The sequence below is a fragment of the Nocardioides sp. NPDC059952 genome (assembly GCF_042730435.1).
Taxonomy (GTDB): domain Bacteria; phylum Actinomycetota; class Actinomycetes; order Propionibacteriales; family Nocardioidaceae; genus Nocardioides.
Genome location: NZ_JBHWLY010000044.1, coordinates 16,461 through 34,407 on the forward strand (window position 1 = coordinate 16,461; position 17,947 = coordinate 34,407).

The 17,947-nt window shown below is 69.6% G+C and carries 16 protein-coding genes; 9 read left to right on the plus strand and 7 right to left on the minus strand.

The window, feature by feature from the left end; all coding sequences use genetic code 11:
• Nucleotides 1-13: 13 nt before the first annotated feature.
• The 5 genes from ACFV9G_RS19335 to ACFV9G_RS19355 all read right to left on the minus strand — a co-directional run bounded on the left by ACFV9G_RS19335 (nt 14) and on the right by ACFV9G_RS19355 (nt 4,919).
• Nucleotides 14-364, minus strand: coding sequence for a hypothetical protein (locus ACFV9G_RS19335; RefSeq protein ID WP_378729138.1), 351 nt, complete (start codon nt 362-364; stop codon nt 14-16).
• Between the two features lie 110 nt (nt 365-474).
• Nucleotides 475-2,202, minus strand: a complete 1,728-nt coding sequence (locus ACFV9G_RS19340; RefSeq protein ID WP_378729139.1) for a cytochrome bc complex cytochrome b subunit — start codon at nt 2,200-2,202, stop codon at nt 475-477.
• Nucleotides 2,199-3,362 carry a Rieske 2Fe-2S domain-containing protein gene (locus ACFV9G_RS19345; protein WP_378729140.1) on the minus strand — a complete coding sequence of 388 codons (1,164 nt, stop codon included), beginning with the start codon at nt 3,360-3,362 and terminating at the stop codon, nt 2,199-2,201. Before ACFV9G_RS19345 ends, ACFV9G_RS19340 begins: the two co-directional genes overlap by 4 nt.
• Complete coding sequence (locus ACFV9G_RS19350; protein ID WP_378729141.1) at nt 3,359-4,240, minus strand: c-type cytochrome; 882 nt, start codon at nt 4,238-4,240, stop codon at nt 3,359-3,361. The genes ACFV9G_RS19345 and ACFV9G_RS19350 overlap by 4 nt, the downstream gene beginning before the upstream one ends.
• A 13-nt stretch (nt 4,241-4,253) precedes the next feature.
• Nucleotides 4,254-4,919: a heme-copper oxidase subunit III gene (locus tag ACFV9G_RS19355; RefSeq protein ID WP_378729142.1), complete on the minus strand. Its 666-nt coding sequence runs from the start codon at nt 4,917-4,919 to the stop codon at nt 4,254-4,256.
• A 138-nt stretch (nt 4,920-5,057) separates the two neighbouring features.
• Here ACFV9G_RS19355 and ACFV9G_RS19360 point away from each other — a divergent pair, with 138 nt between their 5' ends.
• Together ACFV9G_RS19360 and trpD are read left to right on the plus strand one after the other, a co-directional pair.
• Nucleotides 5,058-5,468: a hypothetical protein gene (locus ACFV9G_RS19360; protein WP_378729143.1), complete on the plus strand. Its 411-nt coding sequence runs from the start codon at nt 5,058-5,060 to the stop codon at nt 5,466-5,468.
• Complete coding sequence (gene trpD / locus ACFV9G_RS19365) at nt 5,465-6,502, plus strand: anthranilate phosphoribosyltransferase (RefSeq protein WP_378729144.1); 1,038 nt, start codon at nt 5,465-5,467, stop codon at nt 6,500-6,502. Before ACFV9G_RS19360 ends, trpD begins: the two co-directional genes overlap by 4 nt.
• A 115-nt stretch (nt 6,503-6,617) precedes the next feature.
• Here trpD and ACFV9G_RS19370 read toward each other — a convergent pair whose 3' ends face one another.
• Both ACFV9G_RS19370 and ACFV9G_RS19375 read right to left on the minus strand, forming a co-directional pair.
• Nucleotides 6,618-7,661, minus strand: a complete 1,044-nt coding sequence (locus ACFV9G_RS19370; RefSeq protein WP_378729145.1) for a methyltransferase domain-containing protein — start codon at nt 7,659-7,661, stop codon at nt 6,618-6,620.
• 26 nt (nt 7,662-7,687) lie between these two features.
• The gene (locus ACFV9G_RS19375) at nt 7,688-8,680 is read right to left on the minus strand and encodes a glycosyltransferase family 2 protein (protein ID WP_378729146.1); all 993 of its coding nucleotides are present in this window, start codon (nt 8,678-8,680) and stop codon (nt 7,688-7,690) included.
• A gap of 153 nt (nt 8,681-8,833) precedes the next feature.
• Between ACFV9G_RS19375 and ACFV9G_RS19380 the strand changes: the two genes are divergently transcribed.
• The 7 genes from ACFV9G_RS19380 (at nt 8,834) to ACFV9G_RS19410 (ending at nt 17,891) form a co-directional block, all read left to right on the plus strand.
• Nucleotides 8,834-9,088 carry a hypothetical protein gene (locus ACFV9G_RS19380; protein ID WP_378729147.1) on the plus strand — a complete coding sequence of 85 codons (255 nt, stop codon included), beginning with the start codon at nt 8,834-8,836 and terminating at the stop codon, nt 9,086-9,088.
• A gap of 18 nt (nt 9,089-9,106) precedes the next feature.
• Nucleotides 9,107-10,249 carry a signal recognition particle-docking protein FtsY gene (gene ftsY, locus ACFV9G_RS19385; protein WP_378729166.1) on the plus strand — a complete coding sequence of 381 codons (1,143 nt, stop codon included), beginning with the start codon at nt 9,107-9,109 and terminating at the stop codon, nt 10,247-10,249.
• 30 nt (nt 10,250-10,279) lie between these two features.
• Nucleotides 10,280-11,485 (plus strand): ROK family transcriptional regulator, encoded by a 1,206-nt coding sequence (locus tag ACFV9G_RS19390; protein ID WP_378729148.1) that lies wholly within the window; start codon nt 10,280-10,282, stop codon nt 11,483-11,485.
• Nucleotides 11,486-11,640: 155 nt separating this feature from the next.
• The gene (locus tag ACFV9G_RS19395) at nt 11,641-13,773 is read left to right on the plus strand and encodes a PQQ-dependent sugar dehydrogenase (RefSeq protein ID WP_378729149.1); all 2,133 of its coding nucleotides are present in this window, start codon (nt 11,641-11,643) and stop codon (nt 13,771-13,773) included.
• Between the two features lie 232 nt (nt 13,774-14,005).
• Entirely contained in the window at nt 14,006-15,286 is a 1,281-nt protein-coding gene (locus tag ACFV9G_RS19400; protein ID WP_378729150.1) for an ROK family protein, read from the plus strand.
• Nucleotides 15,283-16,842, plus strand: coding sequence for a sugar ABC transporter ATP-binding protein (locus tag ACFV9G_RS19405; RefSeq protein WP_378729151.1), 1,560 nt, complete (start codon nt 15,283-15,285; stop codon nt 16,840-16,842). Before ACFV9G_RS19400 ends, ACFV9G_RS19405 begins: the two co-directional genes overlap by 4 nt.
• Nucleotides 16,839-17,891 carry an ABC transporter permease gene (locus ACFV9G_RS19410; protein ID WP_378729152.1) on the plus strand — a complete coding sequence of 351 codons (1,053 nt, stop codon included), beginning with the start codon at nt 16,839-16,841 and terminating at the stop codon, nt 17,889-17,891. The genes ACFV9G_RS19405 and ACFV9G_RS19410 overlap by 4 nt, the downstream gene beginning before the upstream one ends.
• Nucleotides 17,892-17,947 lie beyond the last annotated feature (56 nt).

The window sequence follows — 17,947 nt, forward strand, 5'->3', positions numbered from 1 at the left end:
CTCGGCATGCTTTTCAGAGGTACGCCGCGAGCAGCTCCGCCTCGGCGCGGAGCTGCTCCGCTTTCTCGCCTGCGCCGTGAGACTCCAGGTCCGTCGCGGCGGCCCGCCGCTCGGTCTGCTCGGCCGAGATGATCCCGCGGATGTCATCGTCGCTCAGGTCGCGCCTCGCGGCCTCGGTCGCGCCGACGCCGGTCGCGGCGCCGGCGATCGGGCCGTCCCCGGAGAGGGCAGTCTCCACGACCGGCAGCGCCTCGGCGTTGCTGATCGCAGCGAGCGTCGAGCGGAGCACGGCTGTGGCCGCGGTGTCGCGGGCCTTGCGGGCGGTGAGGAGGTCGGCGCGGAGGCGAGCCTGGAGACCGGTCATGTGCGGGACCCTAGGTTCCCGTGCGATCGCCGGGCAACCGGGTTTCGTCGGGAAAACGGACGTGGCGCCGTCCCCTGGAGGGAACGGCGCCACGTGGCGTACCAGCCGGATCAGCGGCTGAGAGGCTCCTCGATCGCCGAGTGACGGTGATCGTCGAAGTCGTGACCGTCGACCTGGTGACCCTCGTGGGTGGCCAGCTCGTGCGCCACGTGCTCGGCGTGGTGGTGCGCCTCGCTGAGCTCCTCGGGGGTCGGCTTGTCCACGTCGTGGTCGTAGTAGAAGGCCCGGAGCTTCGCGCGGAACGACAGCTTGCCGTTCTTCTTCAGCTCCGGCTCCTCGCCGACCCGGCCGCGGTCGCGGACGGTCATCGCGTAGGCCTCGCCCTCGGGAAGCGGCAGGTGCTTCTCGTGGTAGGCGCCCTCCGGCGTACGGATGACCGTGCCGGTCTCGTAGCCGTGCAGCAGCTTCTCGTTGTCGTGACGCTGCAGCGAGATGCACCAACGACGCGTGATGATGAACGCCACGATCGGACCCAGGAACACGAACGCCCGCAGGAAGTAGGTGATCTGGTTGATCGAGAGGTCGAACTTGATCGCGATGATGTCGTTGCCGCCCGCGGCCCAGAAGCCCGCGTAGAACGTCATCAGCGCGACGAACGTGGCGGTGCGGGTCGGAGCGTTGCGCGGGCGCTGGAGCAGGTGGTGCTCGCGCTTGTCGCCGGTGATCCAGGCCTCGATGAAGGGAAGCATCAGCACGACCATCCAGGCCGCCATCGGCAGCACGATGACCGGGAAGAAGATGTTCCACGACCAGGTCGAGCCCCAGAAGTGCGACTCCCAACCCGGCATGATGCGCAGCGCGCCGTCGGGCCAGCCCATGTACCAGTCAGGCTGCGAGCCCGCGGTGACCTTGGTCGGGTCGTAGGGGCCGAACTTCCACACCGGGTTGAGCGAGAAGAAGGCGCCGAGCAGGGCGGTCACACCGAAGGTGATGAAGAAGAAGCCGGTCATCTTGGAGATGTAGTTCGGCACCATCGGGTAGCCGACGACGTTCTTCTCGGTGCGTCCGGGTCCGGGCCACTGGGTGTGCTTGTGGTAGATCAGCAGGATCAGGTGGGCACCGATCAGCGCCAGCAGCAGCGCCGGGATCAACAGCACGTGGATCGTGAACAGGCGCGGGATGATGTCGTCGCCTGGGAACTCGCCGCCGAACAGGAAGAACGACATGTACGTCCCCACGATGGGGACCGCCATCATGAACCCGTCCGCGGCCCGGATGCCGGTGCCGGAGAGCAGGTCGTCGGGGAGCGAGTAGCCGGTGAAGCCTTCGAGCGTGCCGAGGAGCAGCAGCGTCGCGCCGATGACCCAGTTGATCTCACGCGGCTTGCGGTGCGCGCCGGTGAAGAAGACGCGCATCATGTGGATCATCATCGAGGCGATGAAGAGCATCGCCGCCCAGTGATGGACCTGGCGCAGCAGCAGACCGCCGCGTACGTCGAAGGAGATGTCCAGCGTCGAGGCCATCGCCTCGGACATGTCGATGCCGCGCAGCGGCGCGTAGGAGCCCTGGTAGGTGATCTCGGCCATCGAAGGCTTGAACCACAGGGTCAGGAAGGTGCCGGTGACCAGCAGGACCACGAAGCTCCACAGCGCGATCTCACCCAGCATGAACGACCAGTGGTCGGGGAAGATCTTGCGGGAGAGGAACTTGCTCAGACCGCCGATGCCGAGGCGCTCGTCGGCCCAGTTCGCCGCCGCACCCGCCTTGGTCGGCTTGCCCGCCGGGGCAGCGGCTTCGGTGCCGTTGCTGGCCGCAACCTTGGACGTGTCGGTGCTCACTGGCCGCCCTCCTTGTAGCCGTACTGCTCAGCATCGGCGGCGTGGTCCTTGGACCAGTCGTCGAAGATCGTGTCGATGTCGTAGGTGTTGCGCTCCCAGAAGCTGACGCCCACAGGCTCAGGGTAGTCCGAGAGGGCAACCAGGAAGCCGTCCGCGTCGACGCCCAGGGGCAGCTGCGGGAGGTGCCGGCCGGCCGGGCCGAAGATGACCTTGCCGTGGTCGGCCAGGTCGAAGGTCGACTGGTGGCACGGGCACAGCAGGTGGTGCGTGGTGCGCTCGTTCAGCGAGATCGGGCAACCGACGTGGGTGCAGATCTTGGAGTAGGCCACGATGCCGTTGACCGACCAGTTGCGGGTCACGTCGTTGTCGATGTCGTTGGGGTCCATCCGCAGCAGGATGGTGGCCGCCTTCGACTTGGCGATCTGCAGCGGCGCGCCGTGCAGGCTGCCGTCGAAGATCGTCGCCGGCTCGGCGTTGACCAGGTCACCGACCTCCAGGTCGCCCGGGCGGATCGGGGTGCCGACCACGTCGCGTACGACCCGCACGCCGGCATCCCAGACGGTGTGCTCGAGACCGGCGCCCGGGTAGGGCTGCTCCTCGGTGATCTGGGCGTTGGTCTGACCCAGGTCCCTGAGGATGACGACCGCGGGCAGACCGAGCAGGGCGGCCGAACCGATCATCGCGTTGCGGATGAAGGGACGGCGGGCCATGCCGGACTCGTGGAGCGCGGCCTTGAGTTCGGCGACGGCGGCCTCGCGGGTGGCCGGGGAGGAGGCAGCCGGGTGGCGATCCTCGGAGTGCTCGATGTCGATGACGAGCTTGCGGGCCCACTGGATGACGCCGATGCCGAGGAAGAGCAGGGCGAAGCCGAGGCTCGATCCCAGCGCCAGGTTGGAGGCGCCGAAGCCGGCCCAGACGTCACCGTCGTAGCCGGGCTCGATGGCGAAGTAGGCAACGACGAACAGCACCGAGCAGATCGCCGAGAGAGCGAAGAAGAGGCTCACCTGACGCTCGGCGCGCTTCTCCGCCTTGGGGTCGACGTCGGTAGGACGCCAGTGATGCTCGTGCATGCCCGGGTCGGGCAGCAGCGCGTCGGTGTGCGCGTTGAGCTCTGGGTGCGAGTCGTCGTGCTTCTCGATCTCGCTGAGGTCGCTGCTCACTTGGCAGATCCCTTCTTGGTCTGGTTGGTGCGCGTGGTGTGCGCGGCGATCCAGATGGCGAAGGCCACCAGGACGCCGAGCCCGACCACCCAAGCGACGATACCTTCGGTCACCGGACCGAGCGCGCCGTTGTTGAAGCCGCCGTAGTCGGGCTGCTCCCTCATCGACTCGACGTAGGCGATGACGGCCTTCTTCTCCTCCGGGCTGATGTTGCCGTCGGAGAAGGTGTCCATCGACTGCGGACCGGTCAGCATCGCCTGGTAGATGTGCCTCGGGTCGGTGTCGAGGATGCTCGGCGCCTCGCCGCCGCGCGGCATCGCGCCGCCGGCACCGGTGAAGTTGTGGCAGGCGGTGCAGTTGGTCAGGAAGATCTGGCCACCGAGGGCGACCGCTTCCTCCCTCTCCTCATCAGAGGCGAAGGTGTCCGGGTCGTACTGCTCCCGGTCCGGGACGGCCGGGCCGGGGCCGAGGCTGGCGACGTACGCGGCCAGGGCGTCGATCTCGTCCTGGTTGAAGCTGGGGTCCTTGACCTCGACCTGGGCGCCGGGCTGGGCCATCGGCATCCGGCCGGTGCCGACCTGGAAGTCGACGGAGGCGGCACCGACACCGATCAGGGAGGGGCCGTAGAGCTTCCCGTTCTGGGTGGTGATGCCCTCGCCGTTGGAGCCGTGGCAGGTGGAGCAGTTGATCATGAAGAGCTCTTTGCCCTCGGCGACGAGAGCAGCGTTGTCCTTCTCCTGCTCGGCCTGGGAGGCCGGGGCGAGCGCGGCGTACGCGCCGCCGGTGCTCAACAGGGCGACCAGGAGCACGGCGGCACCGGCCAACGGGCGGCGACGGTGCCGCGACAGTCGACCGACGGAGCGGTTCAGTAGACGCACATTCAGTCCTTGGTCACTTGAGGAGGTAGATGGTCGCGAACAGGCCGATCCACACCACGTCGACGAAGTGCCAGTAGTAGGACACGACGATCGCGGAGACGGCCTGCTCGTGGGTGAAGCGCTTGGCGACGTAGGTCCGGCCGAGCACGAAGAGGAAGGCGATCAGGCCGCCGGTGACGTGCAGACCGTGGAAGCCCGTCGTCAGGTAGAAGACCGAGCCGTAGGGGTCGTCGGGACCGGTGATGCCGCTGTTGAGGGCGATGCCCTCCTGCACCAGGGCTGCGTACTCGGTCGCCTGACCGGCGATGAAGACCGCGCCCATGAGGTAGGTGAGGATGAACCACTCACGCAGGCCCCACAGGCGGACCGCGAGCAGGGAGCCCTTACGTCCGACCTGGCCGCGCTCGGCGGCGAAGACGCCGAACTGGCAGGTGAACGACGACAGCACGAGGATGGTCGTGTTGACCGCCGCGAACGGGATGTTGAGCCCGTCGGTGTTCGCCTGCCACTGCTCGGGGCTGACCGCGCGGATCGTGAAGTAGGCCGCGAACAGCGCCGCGAAGAACATCAGCTCGCTTGCGAGCCAGATGATCGTCCCCACGCTGACCATGCTCGGACGGTCGTGATGCCCGTGCAGGCGGGCTGTTGGAAGAGTCGATACTGTCGCCACGCCCGCCATTATGTCCTGCCCCTTTCCCAGAGTCTTCTTGGGACCCTGTGTGTCGTGTTTCAGGGTGCTGCTACACCTTGAGACACCGCTCAGGTTCCAGGTGTGACATGTGGCCGCAGGGCATGGTGTTGGCGCTAGCATCGGGGTGTGACCGACACCACCTCGAATTCACTGAAGATCCTCGTCTACAGCGACGACGTCGACGTACGCAAGCAGGTGATCCTCGCTCTGGGGCGCCGCCCTCATCCCTCCCTCCCGGAGGTGGAGTACGTCGAGGTGGCCACCGAGCCGGCCGTGCGCGCGCAGCTCGATGCCGGCGGCCTGGCGCTGGCGGTGCTCGACGGCGAGGCCGCCCCGGCCGGCGGGCTGGGGATCGCGAAGGCGATCAAGGACGAGGTGCCGGACGCTCCGCCGATCGTGGTGCTCATCGGTCGTCCTCAGGACGCGTGGCTCGGCACCTGGTCGCGTGCGGAAGCCACCGTGCCGCACCCGCTCGACCCGTTCGAGCTGGCCCGGACGGTCGTGGGGCTGTTGCGGCCCGTTAACGTTGGCGCATGACGTCCGCGCCCAACTCCTGGCCCGAGGTCCTCACCACGCTGGTCGCGGGACAGTCACTGTCCGCGCATCAGGCGGCGTGGGCGATGGAGGAGATCCTCTCGGGAGAAGCGACGCCCGCGCAGGTCGCCGCCTTCGCGGTCGCCCTGCGCGCCAAGGGCGAGACCGTCGACGAGCTCGCCGGGGTCGCCGACGGGATGTTGGCCAAGGCCAACCCGATCTTCGTGCCCGGGCGCGTGCTCGACATCGTCGGCACCGGTGGTGACCGGTCCTTCTCGGTCAACATCTCCACGATGTCGGCGATCGTCGCGGCCGGCGCCGGGGCCAAGATCGTCAAGCACGGCAACCGGTCCGCCTCCTCCAAGTCGGGATCGGCCGACGTGCTCGAGGCGCTCGGCATCCGGCTAGACCTCGACGTCTCCCGCGTCGGTGAGGTGGCTGAGGAGGCCGGGATCACCTTCCTGTTCGCCGCGGCCTTCCACCCCGCGATGCGCCACGCCGCCGCCGCGCGGCGCGAGATCGGCATCGCCACCGTCTTCAACCTGCTCGGTCCGCTGACCAACCCCGCGCGTCCCGCGTCCTCCGCGATCGGCTGCGCGGATCCTGCCGCCGCCCCCGTGATGGCCGGCGTCTTCGCCCGGCGTGGTTCTGACGCCTGGGTCTTCCGCGGCGACGACGGCCTCGACGAGCTCACCACCACCACGACCTCGCACGTGTGGATGGTCTCGCAGGGAGTCGTGACCGAGGCGACCGTCGAACCCCTCGACCACGGCATCGGCCGTTCCACCGCCGAAGACCTGCGCGGCGACGACGCGGCCTACAACGCCTCGGTCGTCCGCCGTCTGCTCGCCGGGGAGAAGGGGGCCGTACGCGACGCGGTGGTGCTCAACGCCGGCGCTGCCCTCGCGGTCCACGACGCCGGCTCCGGGAGCGTCGACGAGCGGCTCGCCGGGGGCATCGCGCGTGCTGCTGACGCGATCGACTCCGGGGCTGCTCAGGCAGTTCTTGACCGGTGGGTCGCGGCTACTTCGCGCTGAGTCGGTTTTCGGGAGACTGTGGAGGATTACGCGCCGAGTCGGCGCATCCGCACGCCTCGCTCGCTTCGCTTCGCTCCAAGGCGTGCAGTTGCGCCGACTCGGCTACACACCAGGACTACTTCTCGAAGACTGCCTGGTCCAGGACGCGGCGCTCGTCGTCGGCGAGGACGACGAGCTCCTCGCGGGTGAGGCCGGTGCCTTCGCCGGTGGGGGAGAGGTTGATGAAGAACTCGTGCTTGACGGTGTCGTGGAAGGACGTCTCCCGCATCGAGACGAGGTCGAGGTCGGCGAGGTCCTGGAGCAGCAGGCGGAGGTGGTTCGGGGTGCAGACCCAGTTGTGGGTGTCGATGTAGCGCTCGCCGCGTCGGGCCTCCTCGCCGTTGGCCTTCACGGTCTCCAGGCCGTTGGCGAAGCTGTAGTCGCCCTTGTGGCGCGGGCCCCAAGCGGTGATGCCGCCGTGCTTGGCCGCGTTGAGACGCTCCTCGATGACCGCGCCCATCGTGTGTACCGACGACGGGTAGAGCGAGGCGTCGATGACGCGCGAGAGCGAGGCGCGCTCGCGGAACCGGTCGAAGCAGTAGCGGTGGTCGGGGATGACCAGCGCCAGCACCCCGTCAGGACGCAGCAGCTTCTCGCACTCGTTGAGGAAGTCGATCATCGAGGTGGTGTGCTCGATGACGTGGGAGGCGACGACGAGGTCGAAGCGTTCCGGGATCACGTCCGACCAGGGCGTTCCCGGCCGGAAGACGTAGTCGACCTCCTCGATGTCATCGGGGTCGTACTGCGAGAAGCCGGCATAGCGCTGAACCAGACCCCCGCGGTCGAGATAGTCGACGATGCGTACGTCATAGCCGTCCCGCTTGGGCAGGATCGCGTTGTGCGCGGGGCCGATCTCCAGGATCAGGGCGTCGGGCTTGACCCCGGCGAGCACCTGCTCGCGGCGCAGCTCGAGCCGGTCCAGGCCGGGGATGGCCGGGACCGCGGTGGTGCGGTTTCGGTCGCCCTGCAACCCCTCCACCTTCGTACGCAGCTTCTGGTTGCGCTGCTTGAGCTCGTCGATCCGGCCGTGCAGGCGCGCGGCCTCGGCATCGGCGGCACGGACGGTCTGCAGACCTGCGGCGGCGAGGCCGCGGCGTACGGCGCCCCTGAAGGTGGGCAAGACAGGTCCTCCTGGTGATGAGAGTTTCAGCGTTTGCGGGGTGGGATGTAAGGCTCGGCGGCCAGTGCGGCCCGGCCGCGCTCGGCACCGAGCGCGTGCTCGTCGTCGGGGACGGCCTTGTCGTTCGCGGGGTCGAGAACGTCACGCATGAGATCGGGGACGAGCGCGCGGCCGAGCACGATGTGCAGGTGGTGGGTCAGCCAGTCGTCGAACGAGTAGTCCCCGGAGAAGGCGCCGGCGGCGAGCTCGGCTCGGGTGGGCGTGCGCGCGAGGTAGGCGTCCTGCAGCGTGCCGTTCAGGTAGCGCTGGTAGTCGCGCATCCCGTGGTGGCGGGGGCTCGGCTTCAGGTCCGGGTTGGCCGCGTAGCCCTTGCCGGCGTTGATCACCTTGCGCTCGAGCTGGGCCCAGGAGCGCCACGGGAGGTGGAGCACCTCGAGAGCGACCTCGTCGGCGGGCTGGCCGTTGCTCATCATCGAGACGAAGTGGTTGCCCTGGACGACCTTGATGTCCGACTCGCCGCGGTGGATGGCGTTGGGCGTCGGGTGGGCGTGGAGCCCGACCGCCTCGAGGCGCTCGTCGGGGCGTCGGTCGCGCCACTGGAGCCGGTTGATGCCGCCGCCCGTCCAGGCGGGCGGGCCGACGAGGTTCTCCACCTCGACGGTGAACGCGTTCAGCGACAGGGGAGTGGCCTCGAGCGCCTGACGTACGGTCAGGCCCTTGTCCTTGGGCACCAGGAACTCGTCGGCGTCGAGGTTGAGGACCCAGTCGGCGCGGAAGTGGGTGCGGGCACGTCGGGCCATCGAGGTGACGACCTTGCCCTGCTGCTTCTCGTGGACGGGGTCGCGGTGGAGCTCGACCCGTCCCGTCGCGGCGTAGCGCTCGAGCACCTCGGCGGTGCCGTCGACCGACGCGTTGTCAGTGACGATCAACGTGTCGACACCCTGGTCCAGGTGGTGCTCGATCATCGCGGCGACGATGTCGACCTCGTCCCGGACCATCATTGTCCCGATGATCCTCATGCCGTGAAACCCTACCGGCCTGGTGCGGGTTGTCGAGATCCCGCGCCGTACGCCGGGATGCGCGCGGGCGCGCGCGGCGTTGTGGGCTCCGGACGCGAGGTGTGCAAGGGTGGACGCCGTCCGTGCGTATCCAGAAGGGGGCTGGCCGAGCCAGTGCTGACCATCCTTGTCATCTTCGTGGCGATGCTGCTCATCGTCACGCTGGCCGGACTCGTGATCGTCTACACGGTCTTCCCCCACCGCGGACAGAAGATGCCGTACGTCTCCAAGCTCGGCGAGGCGATGGAGCGGGCCGTCGACACGGCCCCCACGCTCAGCCCGGCCACACGCCTGCAGGCCCGCCGCGAGGACCGTCTCACCGAGCTGTTCGGTGAGCGCAAGCCAGGAACTACGGAAAAGAACCGCTAGTTTGATTGGATGAGGCCCATGGACATGGTCACCCTCATCGTCATCATCGCGGTCGCCGCTGTCGCGATCATCGGCGGCGGCATCGTCGGTCTGGTCACCAGCACCCGGCGCCGCAAGGAGCGTTCGCTGCCGACCCAGGCGGGGACCGACACCATCACCCGTCCGGAAGAACCGACGGTCGAGGAGGCCACCCCCGGGGAGGCCGAGCCGGCGACGGCGGAACCCGCCGCGCCGGTCATCGAGAAGCCGGAGAGCACCGCCTCGCGCCTGGTGCGGCTGCGCCAGCGCCTGGCCGGCTCCAACGCGCTGGGCCGCGGGCTGCTCAACCTGCTCTCGTCCGACCAGCTCGACGAGGACACCTGGGAGGCCATCGAGGATCTGCTGCTCACCGCCGACATCGGCGTCGCCCCGACCCAGGAGCTGGTCGACGGGCTGCGCACCCGGCTGCGCGTCGAGGGTGGCAAGTCCGACGCCAAGGCGGCGCTGCGCGACGAGCTGATCAAGCTGGTCGACCCCGGCATGGACCGCCGGCTCCAGGTCAGCGGCACCGACGGCGCCCCCGGCGTGGTGCTGATGGTCGGCGTCAACGGCACCGGCAAGACCACCACCACCGGAAAGCTCGCCCGGATCCTGGTCTCCGAGGACCGCAAGGTCGTCCTCGGTGCCGCCGACACGTTCCGTGCCGCGGCCGCCGAGCAGCTGACCACCTGGGGTGAGCGGGTCGGCGTCGAGGTCGTCCGCGGCCCGGAGGGCACCGACCCGGCCAGCGTCGCCTTCGACTCGGTCAAGGAGGGGCTCGACACCGGCGTCGACACCATCATCGTCGACACCGCCGGCCGGCTGCAGAACAAGGCCGGCCTGATGGACGAGCTCGGCAAGGTCAAGCGCGTCATCGAGAAGCAGACCCCGGTCACCGAGGTCCTGCTCGTCCTCGACGCCACCACCGGCCAGAACGGCCTCATCCAGGCCCGCGTCTTCAGCGAGGCCGTCGCGGTCAGCGGCATCGTCCTGACCAAGCTCGACGGCTCCGCCAAGGGCGGCATCGTGGTCGCCGTCCAGCGCGAGCTCGGCGTCCCGGTCAAGCTCGTCGGCCTCGGTGAGGGCCCCGACGACCTGGCCCCGTTCACCCCGGAGGCCTTCGTCGACGCGCTCCTGGGCTAGGTCGCCCGTCCGCATGGCAAGATCGCGGCTATGCGCCATTCACTCGCCGGCCGGGCCGAGACCTCCATGCAGGCACGACTGCTCGCCCAGCTCCGCGACGAGGGCCCGCTGTCGCGGGTTCAGCTCGCCGACCGGCTGAGCGTCTCCCGCACCACGATCGCGGCCGAGGTCGGCCGGCTCACCGAGCTGGGCATGGCCCACGAGGTCGGGCCGGCGGCCTCCCGGGGCGGTCGCCGCTCGACCCTGGTCGACCTCGCGCCGGACATCCGGTTCGTCGGCATCTCGATCGGCGCCACCAGCATGTCGGTGGGCCTCACCGACGGTCGGCTGTCGGTGATCGGCACCCGCACCCGGGCGTGCGACATCCGCAGCGGCCCGGAGAAGGTGCTCGCGACCGCGCTCGACGAGGTGCGCGCGCTCCTGGACGAGCACGGCGTCTCCGAGCCGATGGGCGCGGGGATCGGCGTACCCGGACCGGTCGACTTCCACCGTGGCGTCTCGGTGTCGCCGCCGATCATGCCCGGCTGGGACGGCTACCCGGTGCGCGACGCGGTCGCCCGGGAGCTGGGCTGCCCGGTCGTGCTCGACAACGACGTGAACGTCCTTGCGGCCGGGGAACAGCACGCGGGCGTCGCCCGGACCGCCCGTGACTTCCTCTACGTCAAGATCGGCACCGGCATCGGCTGCGGGATCGTCGTCGACGGCGACCTCTACCGCGGCGTCGACGGCTGCGCCGGCGACATCGGCCACATCCGCGTCGAGGACTTCGGACCCACCTGCGCGTGCGGCAACACCGGCTGCCTGGAGGCGTTCTCCGGAGGCGCTGCGCTGGCCCGCGAGGCGCTCGCCGCGGCCCGTTCCGGACGCTCTCCGGTGCTGGCCGAGCTGCTCGCCGAGAAGGGTGAGCTGAGCGCCGAGGACATCGCCGTCGCGGTGGCCCGCGGCGACGCCCAGGCGGTCCAGCTCATCCGGGAGAGCGGACACCGCATCGGCCAGGTGCTCGCCAGCCTGGTCTCGTTCTTCAACCCCGGCCTGATCGTCATCGGCGGCCGGGTCAGCAAGCTGGGTCACGGGCTGCTCGCCGAGATCCGCAGCGTGACCTACCGCCGCTCGCTGCCGTTGGCGACCGGCAACCTCCCGATCGTGCTCAGCGAGCTGGGTGACGAGGGTGGCGTCATCGGGGCCGCCCACCTGATCAGCGCCTCGGTCTACGCGCCCAGCAGCGGAGAGGCGTAGACCCGGCTCCCGACCGCCTCAGAGGCGCACTATCGTTCCATCTTTCGAAATCTTCTTGCGAAAGTACGCAAGTCACTTGACGTGACCGGCGTCACATCGCTACGTTCGCGAACGATCTCGCTCCCCTCCACGACAGCGAGAGAAGGAGATGGACCGTGCGCAGATTCACCCTCTGGAGCGTCGCCACCACCGTGGTCTCCGGCCTCCTGGTTCTCCCCATCACCACGTCCGCGGACGCGGCCCCCACGGCCGCCCCACCGCCGGACACCGACTTCGAGAAGGTGACGCTCAACGACCGGCCCGGTGAGCCGATGGACCTCGCGGTCCTGCCCAACGGGGACGTCCTCCACACCACCCGTGCCGGGAAGGTGTGGCTCAACGACGCCGACACCGGCGTCAACACCGTCGCGGCCGAGTTCGACGTCTACCAGCACGACGAGGAGGGGCTGCAGAGCATCGCTCTGGACCCCGGATACAACGGCCGCAGCAACAAGTGGGTCTACGTCTACTACTCACCCGTCCTGGATACCCCCGTCGACGACCCGGCCACTCCCGGCGTCAACGAGGGCGACGCCCCGGCGAACGGCACCCCGGCCGACTTCGAGCCGTTCAAGGGCGCCATCCGCCTCTCTCGCTTCCAGTTCTCACGCGGGGAGATCGACCTTTCCACCGAGCAGCAGATCCTCGACGTACCTGTCGACCGGGGCCGCTGCTGTCACGTCGGCGGCGACATCGTCTTCGACTCCCAGGGCAATCTGATCCTCGCCACCGGCGACGACACCGACCCGTTCTCGTCCGACGGGTACGCGCCGCTCGACGACAGCGAGGGTCGCAGCCCGGCCTTCGACGCGCGGCGCACCTCGGCCAACACCAACGACCTGCGCGGCAAGCTGCTCCGGATCAAGCCGGGACGTACCGGCGGCTACACCGTCCCGAAGGGCAACCTCTTCAAGCCTGGTACGCCGAAGACCCGTCCGGAGATCTACACGATGGGTCTGCGCAACCCGTTCCGGATCGAGATCGATCCGGAGTCCGACCGGATCTTCGTGGCCGACTACTCGCCCGACGCCTCCTCGGCGAACCCCGACCGCGGCCCGGCCGGCCAGGGCAAGTGGACCGTGGTCGGCAAGCCGGCCAACTACGGTTGGCCGCTGTGCGCGACCTCCGAGATGCCCTACCGCGACTACGACTTCGCGACCGGGACCTCGGGGCCGGCGTTCGACTGTGACGCCCCGGTCAACGACTCGCGGCACAACACCGGCCTGACCCAGCTCCCGCCGGTCAGCCAGCCGACCGTCTGGTACACCTACGGCGCGTCCGCCGAGTTCCCCGAGCTCGGCACCGGCGGCATCGCTCCGATGGCCGGCCCGGCGTACGACTACGACAAGGCGGCCACGAAGGACCCGCGCTCGGGCGCCTGGCCGAAGTACTACGACGGCATCCCGATCTTCGCGGAGTGGGGCCGGGACTACCTCAAGGGCATGCGGATCGACGATGACGGTGAGCTGACCGGGATCGAGGCGGTGCTCTCCACCTTCGTCACCGACAACGTGATGGACCTGGAGTTCGGCAAGAACGGCTCGCTCTACATGCTCGAGTACGGCGACGGGTTCTTCAGTGAGAACGAGGAGGCCCAGGTCTCCCGGATCGACTACATCGCCCGCACCGGCAACCACACCCCGAAGCCGGTGATCAGCGCCGACAAGACCGGAGGTGACGCGCCGCTGAGCGTGGCCTTCGACAGCGCCGGGACGACCGACCCCGACGGTGACCAGCTCACCTATCAGTGGGACTTCGACGGCGACGGCAGGTTCGACGCCACCGGGGCGACCGCCACCCACACCTACGGCGAGCCGGGGGTCTACAAGGCCACCCTGACGGTCACGGACAAGGGTCGCGCTCCGGGGCGCGGCAAGCACGCCTCGGCCGACGTCGACGTGATCGTCGGCAACGCCGTCCCGGTGGTGACGCTGACGACCAGCCCGGCTCCGGGTGAGGCGTTCCACTTCGGCGACACCGTCCAGTTCCAGGTCGAGGTCGCCGACGACCAGGCGGTCGACTGCTCCAGGGTCTCGGTGACGTACGTCCTGGGTCACGACGAGCACGGGCACCCGCAGACCACGGCGAACGGCTGCAGCGGTTCGATCGTGACCACCGTCCCCGGCGGTCACGACCCGGGCGAGGACGAGCTGAACGCCGTCTTCGTGGCGGAGTACACCGATCCGGGCGAGGGTGACATCCCGGCGCTGACGGGCAGTGACGAGGTGGTGCTCGCACCCAGCGAGTGACCCTCGAGATCCATCGGGAAGGGGCATCCGGCCGATCGTGGCCGGGTGCCCCTTTCGCCTACTTTGTCCAATCACGTTTCAAAGTTCGACAGAAACTTTGCAGAAACCGCCACGAAAGGGTTGTACAACGTGAGCGGTGTCACTAGTTTGTCTCTCAGCCACCGAATTCTGTGACTGCCATCACAGGCCGCGTCTGTGGTGGACGCCTATATACCCCGGACAGGAGACGACCGTGCGCGACGCAGACATCACCGTGCGGGTCTCCGCCACCGCCGACCCGGCCGCCGTCCGGACCGCGCGGATGGGCCTGCTCCTGCGGTCGCTGCGCGAAGGCGGGCCGCGCTCGCGGGGCCGCCTGGCCGAGGAGACCGGACTGACCCGTACGGTCGCCAACGGCCTGGTCGACGAGCTCGCCGAGCTCGGGCTGGTCTCCTGCGAGGACGCCGACCGCCGCGGCGCCGGCCGCCCCGGTGTCCAGGTCCGACTCAACGGCAGCTCGGTGTGCGGGGTCGGCGCGGAGATCAACGTCGATCATCTCGCCGTCGTCGCCGTCGACCTCGCCGGGACCGTGATCGCCGAGTTCCGCCGCGGCATCGACGGCCGGAGTCTTGCCCCCGAGGGCGTACTGGCTGAGCTCGCCGGGCTGGTCGCCGACGCCCTCGCCGAGGCACGGACCGCCGGTGCCGCCGTCACGGGCGTCACCGTCGGCGTCGCGGGCCTCGTCGACACCGCCACGCAGCGGGTCACCCTCGCCCCCAACCTCGGCTGGCGCGACATCGACGCCGCCGAGGACGTACGCCGCCGGCTCAGCGCCAAGGCCGGGTCGGTGCGGCCCGTGCCGCCGGTGCGCGTGGCCAACGAAGCCACCCTCGCCGCCACCGCCGAGCTCGACCCCACCGACGCCGACCGCGCCGACATGGTGGTGCTCTACGGCGAGGTCGGCCTGGGTGGCGCGATCGTCAGCGGCGGCCGAGTGGCCCCGGGGCGGCACGGCTGGGCCGGGGAGATCGGCCATCTCCCGGTCGACCCTCGCGGTCGGCTCTGCGGCTGCGGCCGCACCGGCTGCTGGGAGACCGTGGTCGGTCTGCGGGCGCTGCTGGAGTCGGCCACCGACCCCGACGACCCGGTTCGCGACCCCGTGCTGACCCTGGAGGAGCGGCTCGCCACCCTGGTCGAGCGGGCCCGGCTCGCCGACGGCCGCACCCTGGCGGCGCTGGACGAGGTCGGCACCTGGCTCGGCACCGGCGCAGCCGTGCTCGTCAACACGCTCAACCCCGGCACCGTCGTGCTCAGCGGCTACTTCGCCGTGCTCGGCGAGTGGCTGCGTCCGGCCGTCGAGGCACGGCTCGCCGCCGACGTCCTCGCGCCGCGCGCCGGCGGCACCCGGGTCGCGATCTCGGCCTTCGGCCCCACCGCCGCCGTCCGCGGCGGCGCACTGGTCTCCCTGGAGCCGGTGCTCTCCGACCCCACCGCCCTCGCCGATCTGCCCGAACTGCACGGAGGAACCCGATGACCCAGAGCCCGAAGCCGTCGCCGGACGGCCCCGCCGCCAGCGCAGAGGGGGGTGGCGTACTGCTCGAGATGACCGGGATCGTGAAGCGGTTCCCCGGCGTGCTGGCCCTCGGCGGCGTCGATCTCGACGTCCGCGCGGGGGAGGTGCACTGCCTGCTCGGCCAGAACGGCGCCGGCAAGTCGACCCTCATCAAGGTGCTCTCGGCGGCGTACCAGCCTGACGAGGGGGAGATCCTCTGGGAGGGCGAGCCGGTCCGGCTGACCACGCCGGTCGCCGCCATGAAGCGCGGCATCTCGACGATCTACCAGGAGCTCGACCTGGTGCCCGGCCTCACCGTCACCGAGAACATCTTCCTCGGCCACGAGCTCGCCACCGCCGGGTTCAGCCGCCGGGCGGAGGCGACCCAGCGGGTGCGTACGCTCCTGGCCCGGCTCGGCCACAGCGAGGTCGACCCGAACCGCCTGGTCGGCGACCTCTCGCCCGCCGGGCAGCAGATCGTCAGCATGGCCCGCGCGCTGTCCCACGACACCCGCCTGCTCATCCTCGATGAGCCGTCAGCCGTCCTCGACCAGGAGGAGGTGGACAACCTCTTCCGGGTGATGCGCGGTCTCACCGCGGAGGGTGTCGCGATCATCTACATCTCCCACCGCCTCGAGGAGATCCGTCAGATCGGCGACCGGATCACGGTCCTCAAGGACGGCCGCACCGTGGCGACCGGCCTTTCGGTCGAGGAGACGCCGACCCGGGAGCTGATCACGCTGATGACCGGCCGCCAGATCGAGTACGTCTTCCCCGAGCGCCCCGCGACGCGACCCGGTCAGGACGGCACGCCGGTGCTCGAGGCCACCGGCCTCTCCGGCGACCGCTTCCACGACGTCGACCTCCGTGTTCACGCGGGCGAGATCGTCGGTCTGGCCGGTCTGGTCGGCTCCGGCCGCTCGGAGATCCTCGAGACCGTCTACGGCGCCCGCCGCTCCAGCGCGGGCACGGTCACCGTCAACGGCCGCCGGCTGCGCCGAGGTTCGGTGCGAGCCGCGGTGGCCGCCGGGATCGGCCTGGCTCCCGAGGAGCGCAAGAGCCAGGCGCTGCTGCTCGACCAAGCGGTCTACCGCAACGTGACCGTCTCGTCCATGAGCCGGTTCTCCAAGGCCAGCTTCCTCGACAGCGGCGCCGAGCGCCGGGCCGCCGAGGAGCTCAGCCGCTCGCTCGACGTACGTCCGGCCGGGGTGGACCGGCCGGTCCGCAACCTGTCGGGCGGCAACCAGCAGAAGGTCGTGCTCGCCCGGTGGCTGTTGCGCGACTGCAAGGTGCTGCTCCTCGATGAGCCCACCCGGGGCGTCGACGTCGGGGCACGCACCGAGATCTACAACCTCGTCCGCCGCCTGGCCGACGAAGGTGTCGCCGTGGTCGTGGTGTCCAGCGAGGTGGAGGAGGTGCTCGGTCTCGCCGACCGGGTCCTCGTCATCAGCGAGGGCTCCGTCGTCCACGAGGGACCCGCCACCGAGATCGATGAGTCGAAGGTCCTGGACCTCGTGATGGAAGGAGAGGTCGCATGAGCGACAACCCGACGAACGCTGCTGTGGCCCAGGGGGACACGGCTCGGGTCGAGAAGGAGGCGGCCCGCCGGGAAGAGCCCGGTGGTCTCGGCCAGCTGCTGCGAAGCGGCGCGGGCCACAACCTGGGTCTGGTCCTGGCGCTGGCGCTGCTGGCCGTCATCGGCACCGCTACGGCCGGTGAGCGGTTCGCCTCGGTCGACAACGTGATGACCATCTTGCGACTGGCCGCGGTGATCGGCGTGGTCAGCATCGGGATGACCTTCGTCATCACCGGTGGCGGCATCGACCTCTCCGTGGGTGCGCTGGTCGCGCTCTCCTCGATCTGGTGCACCACGGTGGCCACCCAGACGATGGCGAACGACATCCACTGGATCATCATCGTCACCACCGCCCTTCTGGTCGGTGCCGGCGCTGGCCTGATCAACGGGTTGTTGATCGCATACGGCGGGGTGGTCCCGTTCATCGCCACGCTGGCGATGATGGCGAGCGCCCGCGGTCTGGCCGAGATCATCTCGGCGCGCAAGACCCAGATCATCAGCGTGCCGGGCTTCACCGACGCGTTCTCCCGAGACATCCTCGGCATCTCGGTGCTGATCTGGATCTTCGCCATCGTGGCCGTGATCGGCTGGGTCCTGCTCAACCGCACCACCTTCGGCCGACGCACGCTGGCCATCGGCGGCAACCCGGAGGCCTCGCGCCTGGCCGGCATCAACGTACGCCGCCACACCGTGCTCCTCTACGTGCTCGTCGGCCTCTGCTGCGGCATCGCCGCGGTGATGCTGATCAGCCGCACCACGACCGGCAGCGCCACCCACGGCCAGCTCTACGAGCTGGACGCCATCGCAGCGGTCGTCATCGGCGGCACCCTGCTCGCCGGCGGGCGCGGCAACATCGTCGGCACCGTCTTCGGGGTGCTGATCTTCATGACCCTCACCAACGTGTTCGTGCTCAACAACCTCTCGATCTCCGCCCAGGCCTTCACCAAGGGCCTGATCATCATCGCCGCCGTGCTGCTGCAGAAGCGGTTCTCACGACAGCCCGGGTCATGACCGCCCGACGCCGTCCTCCCAGCCGTCCTCGGGTCTCGGACTCATCCCTCCTCCAC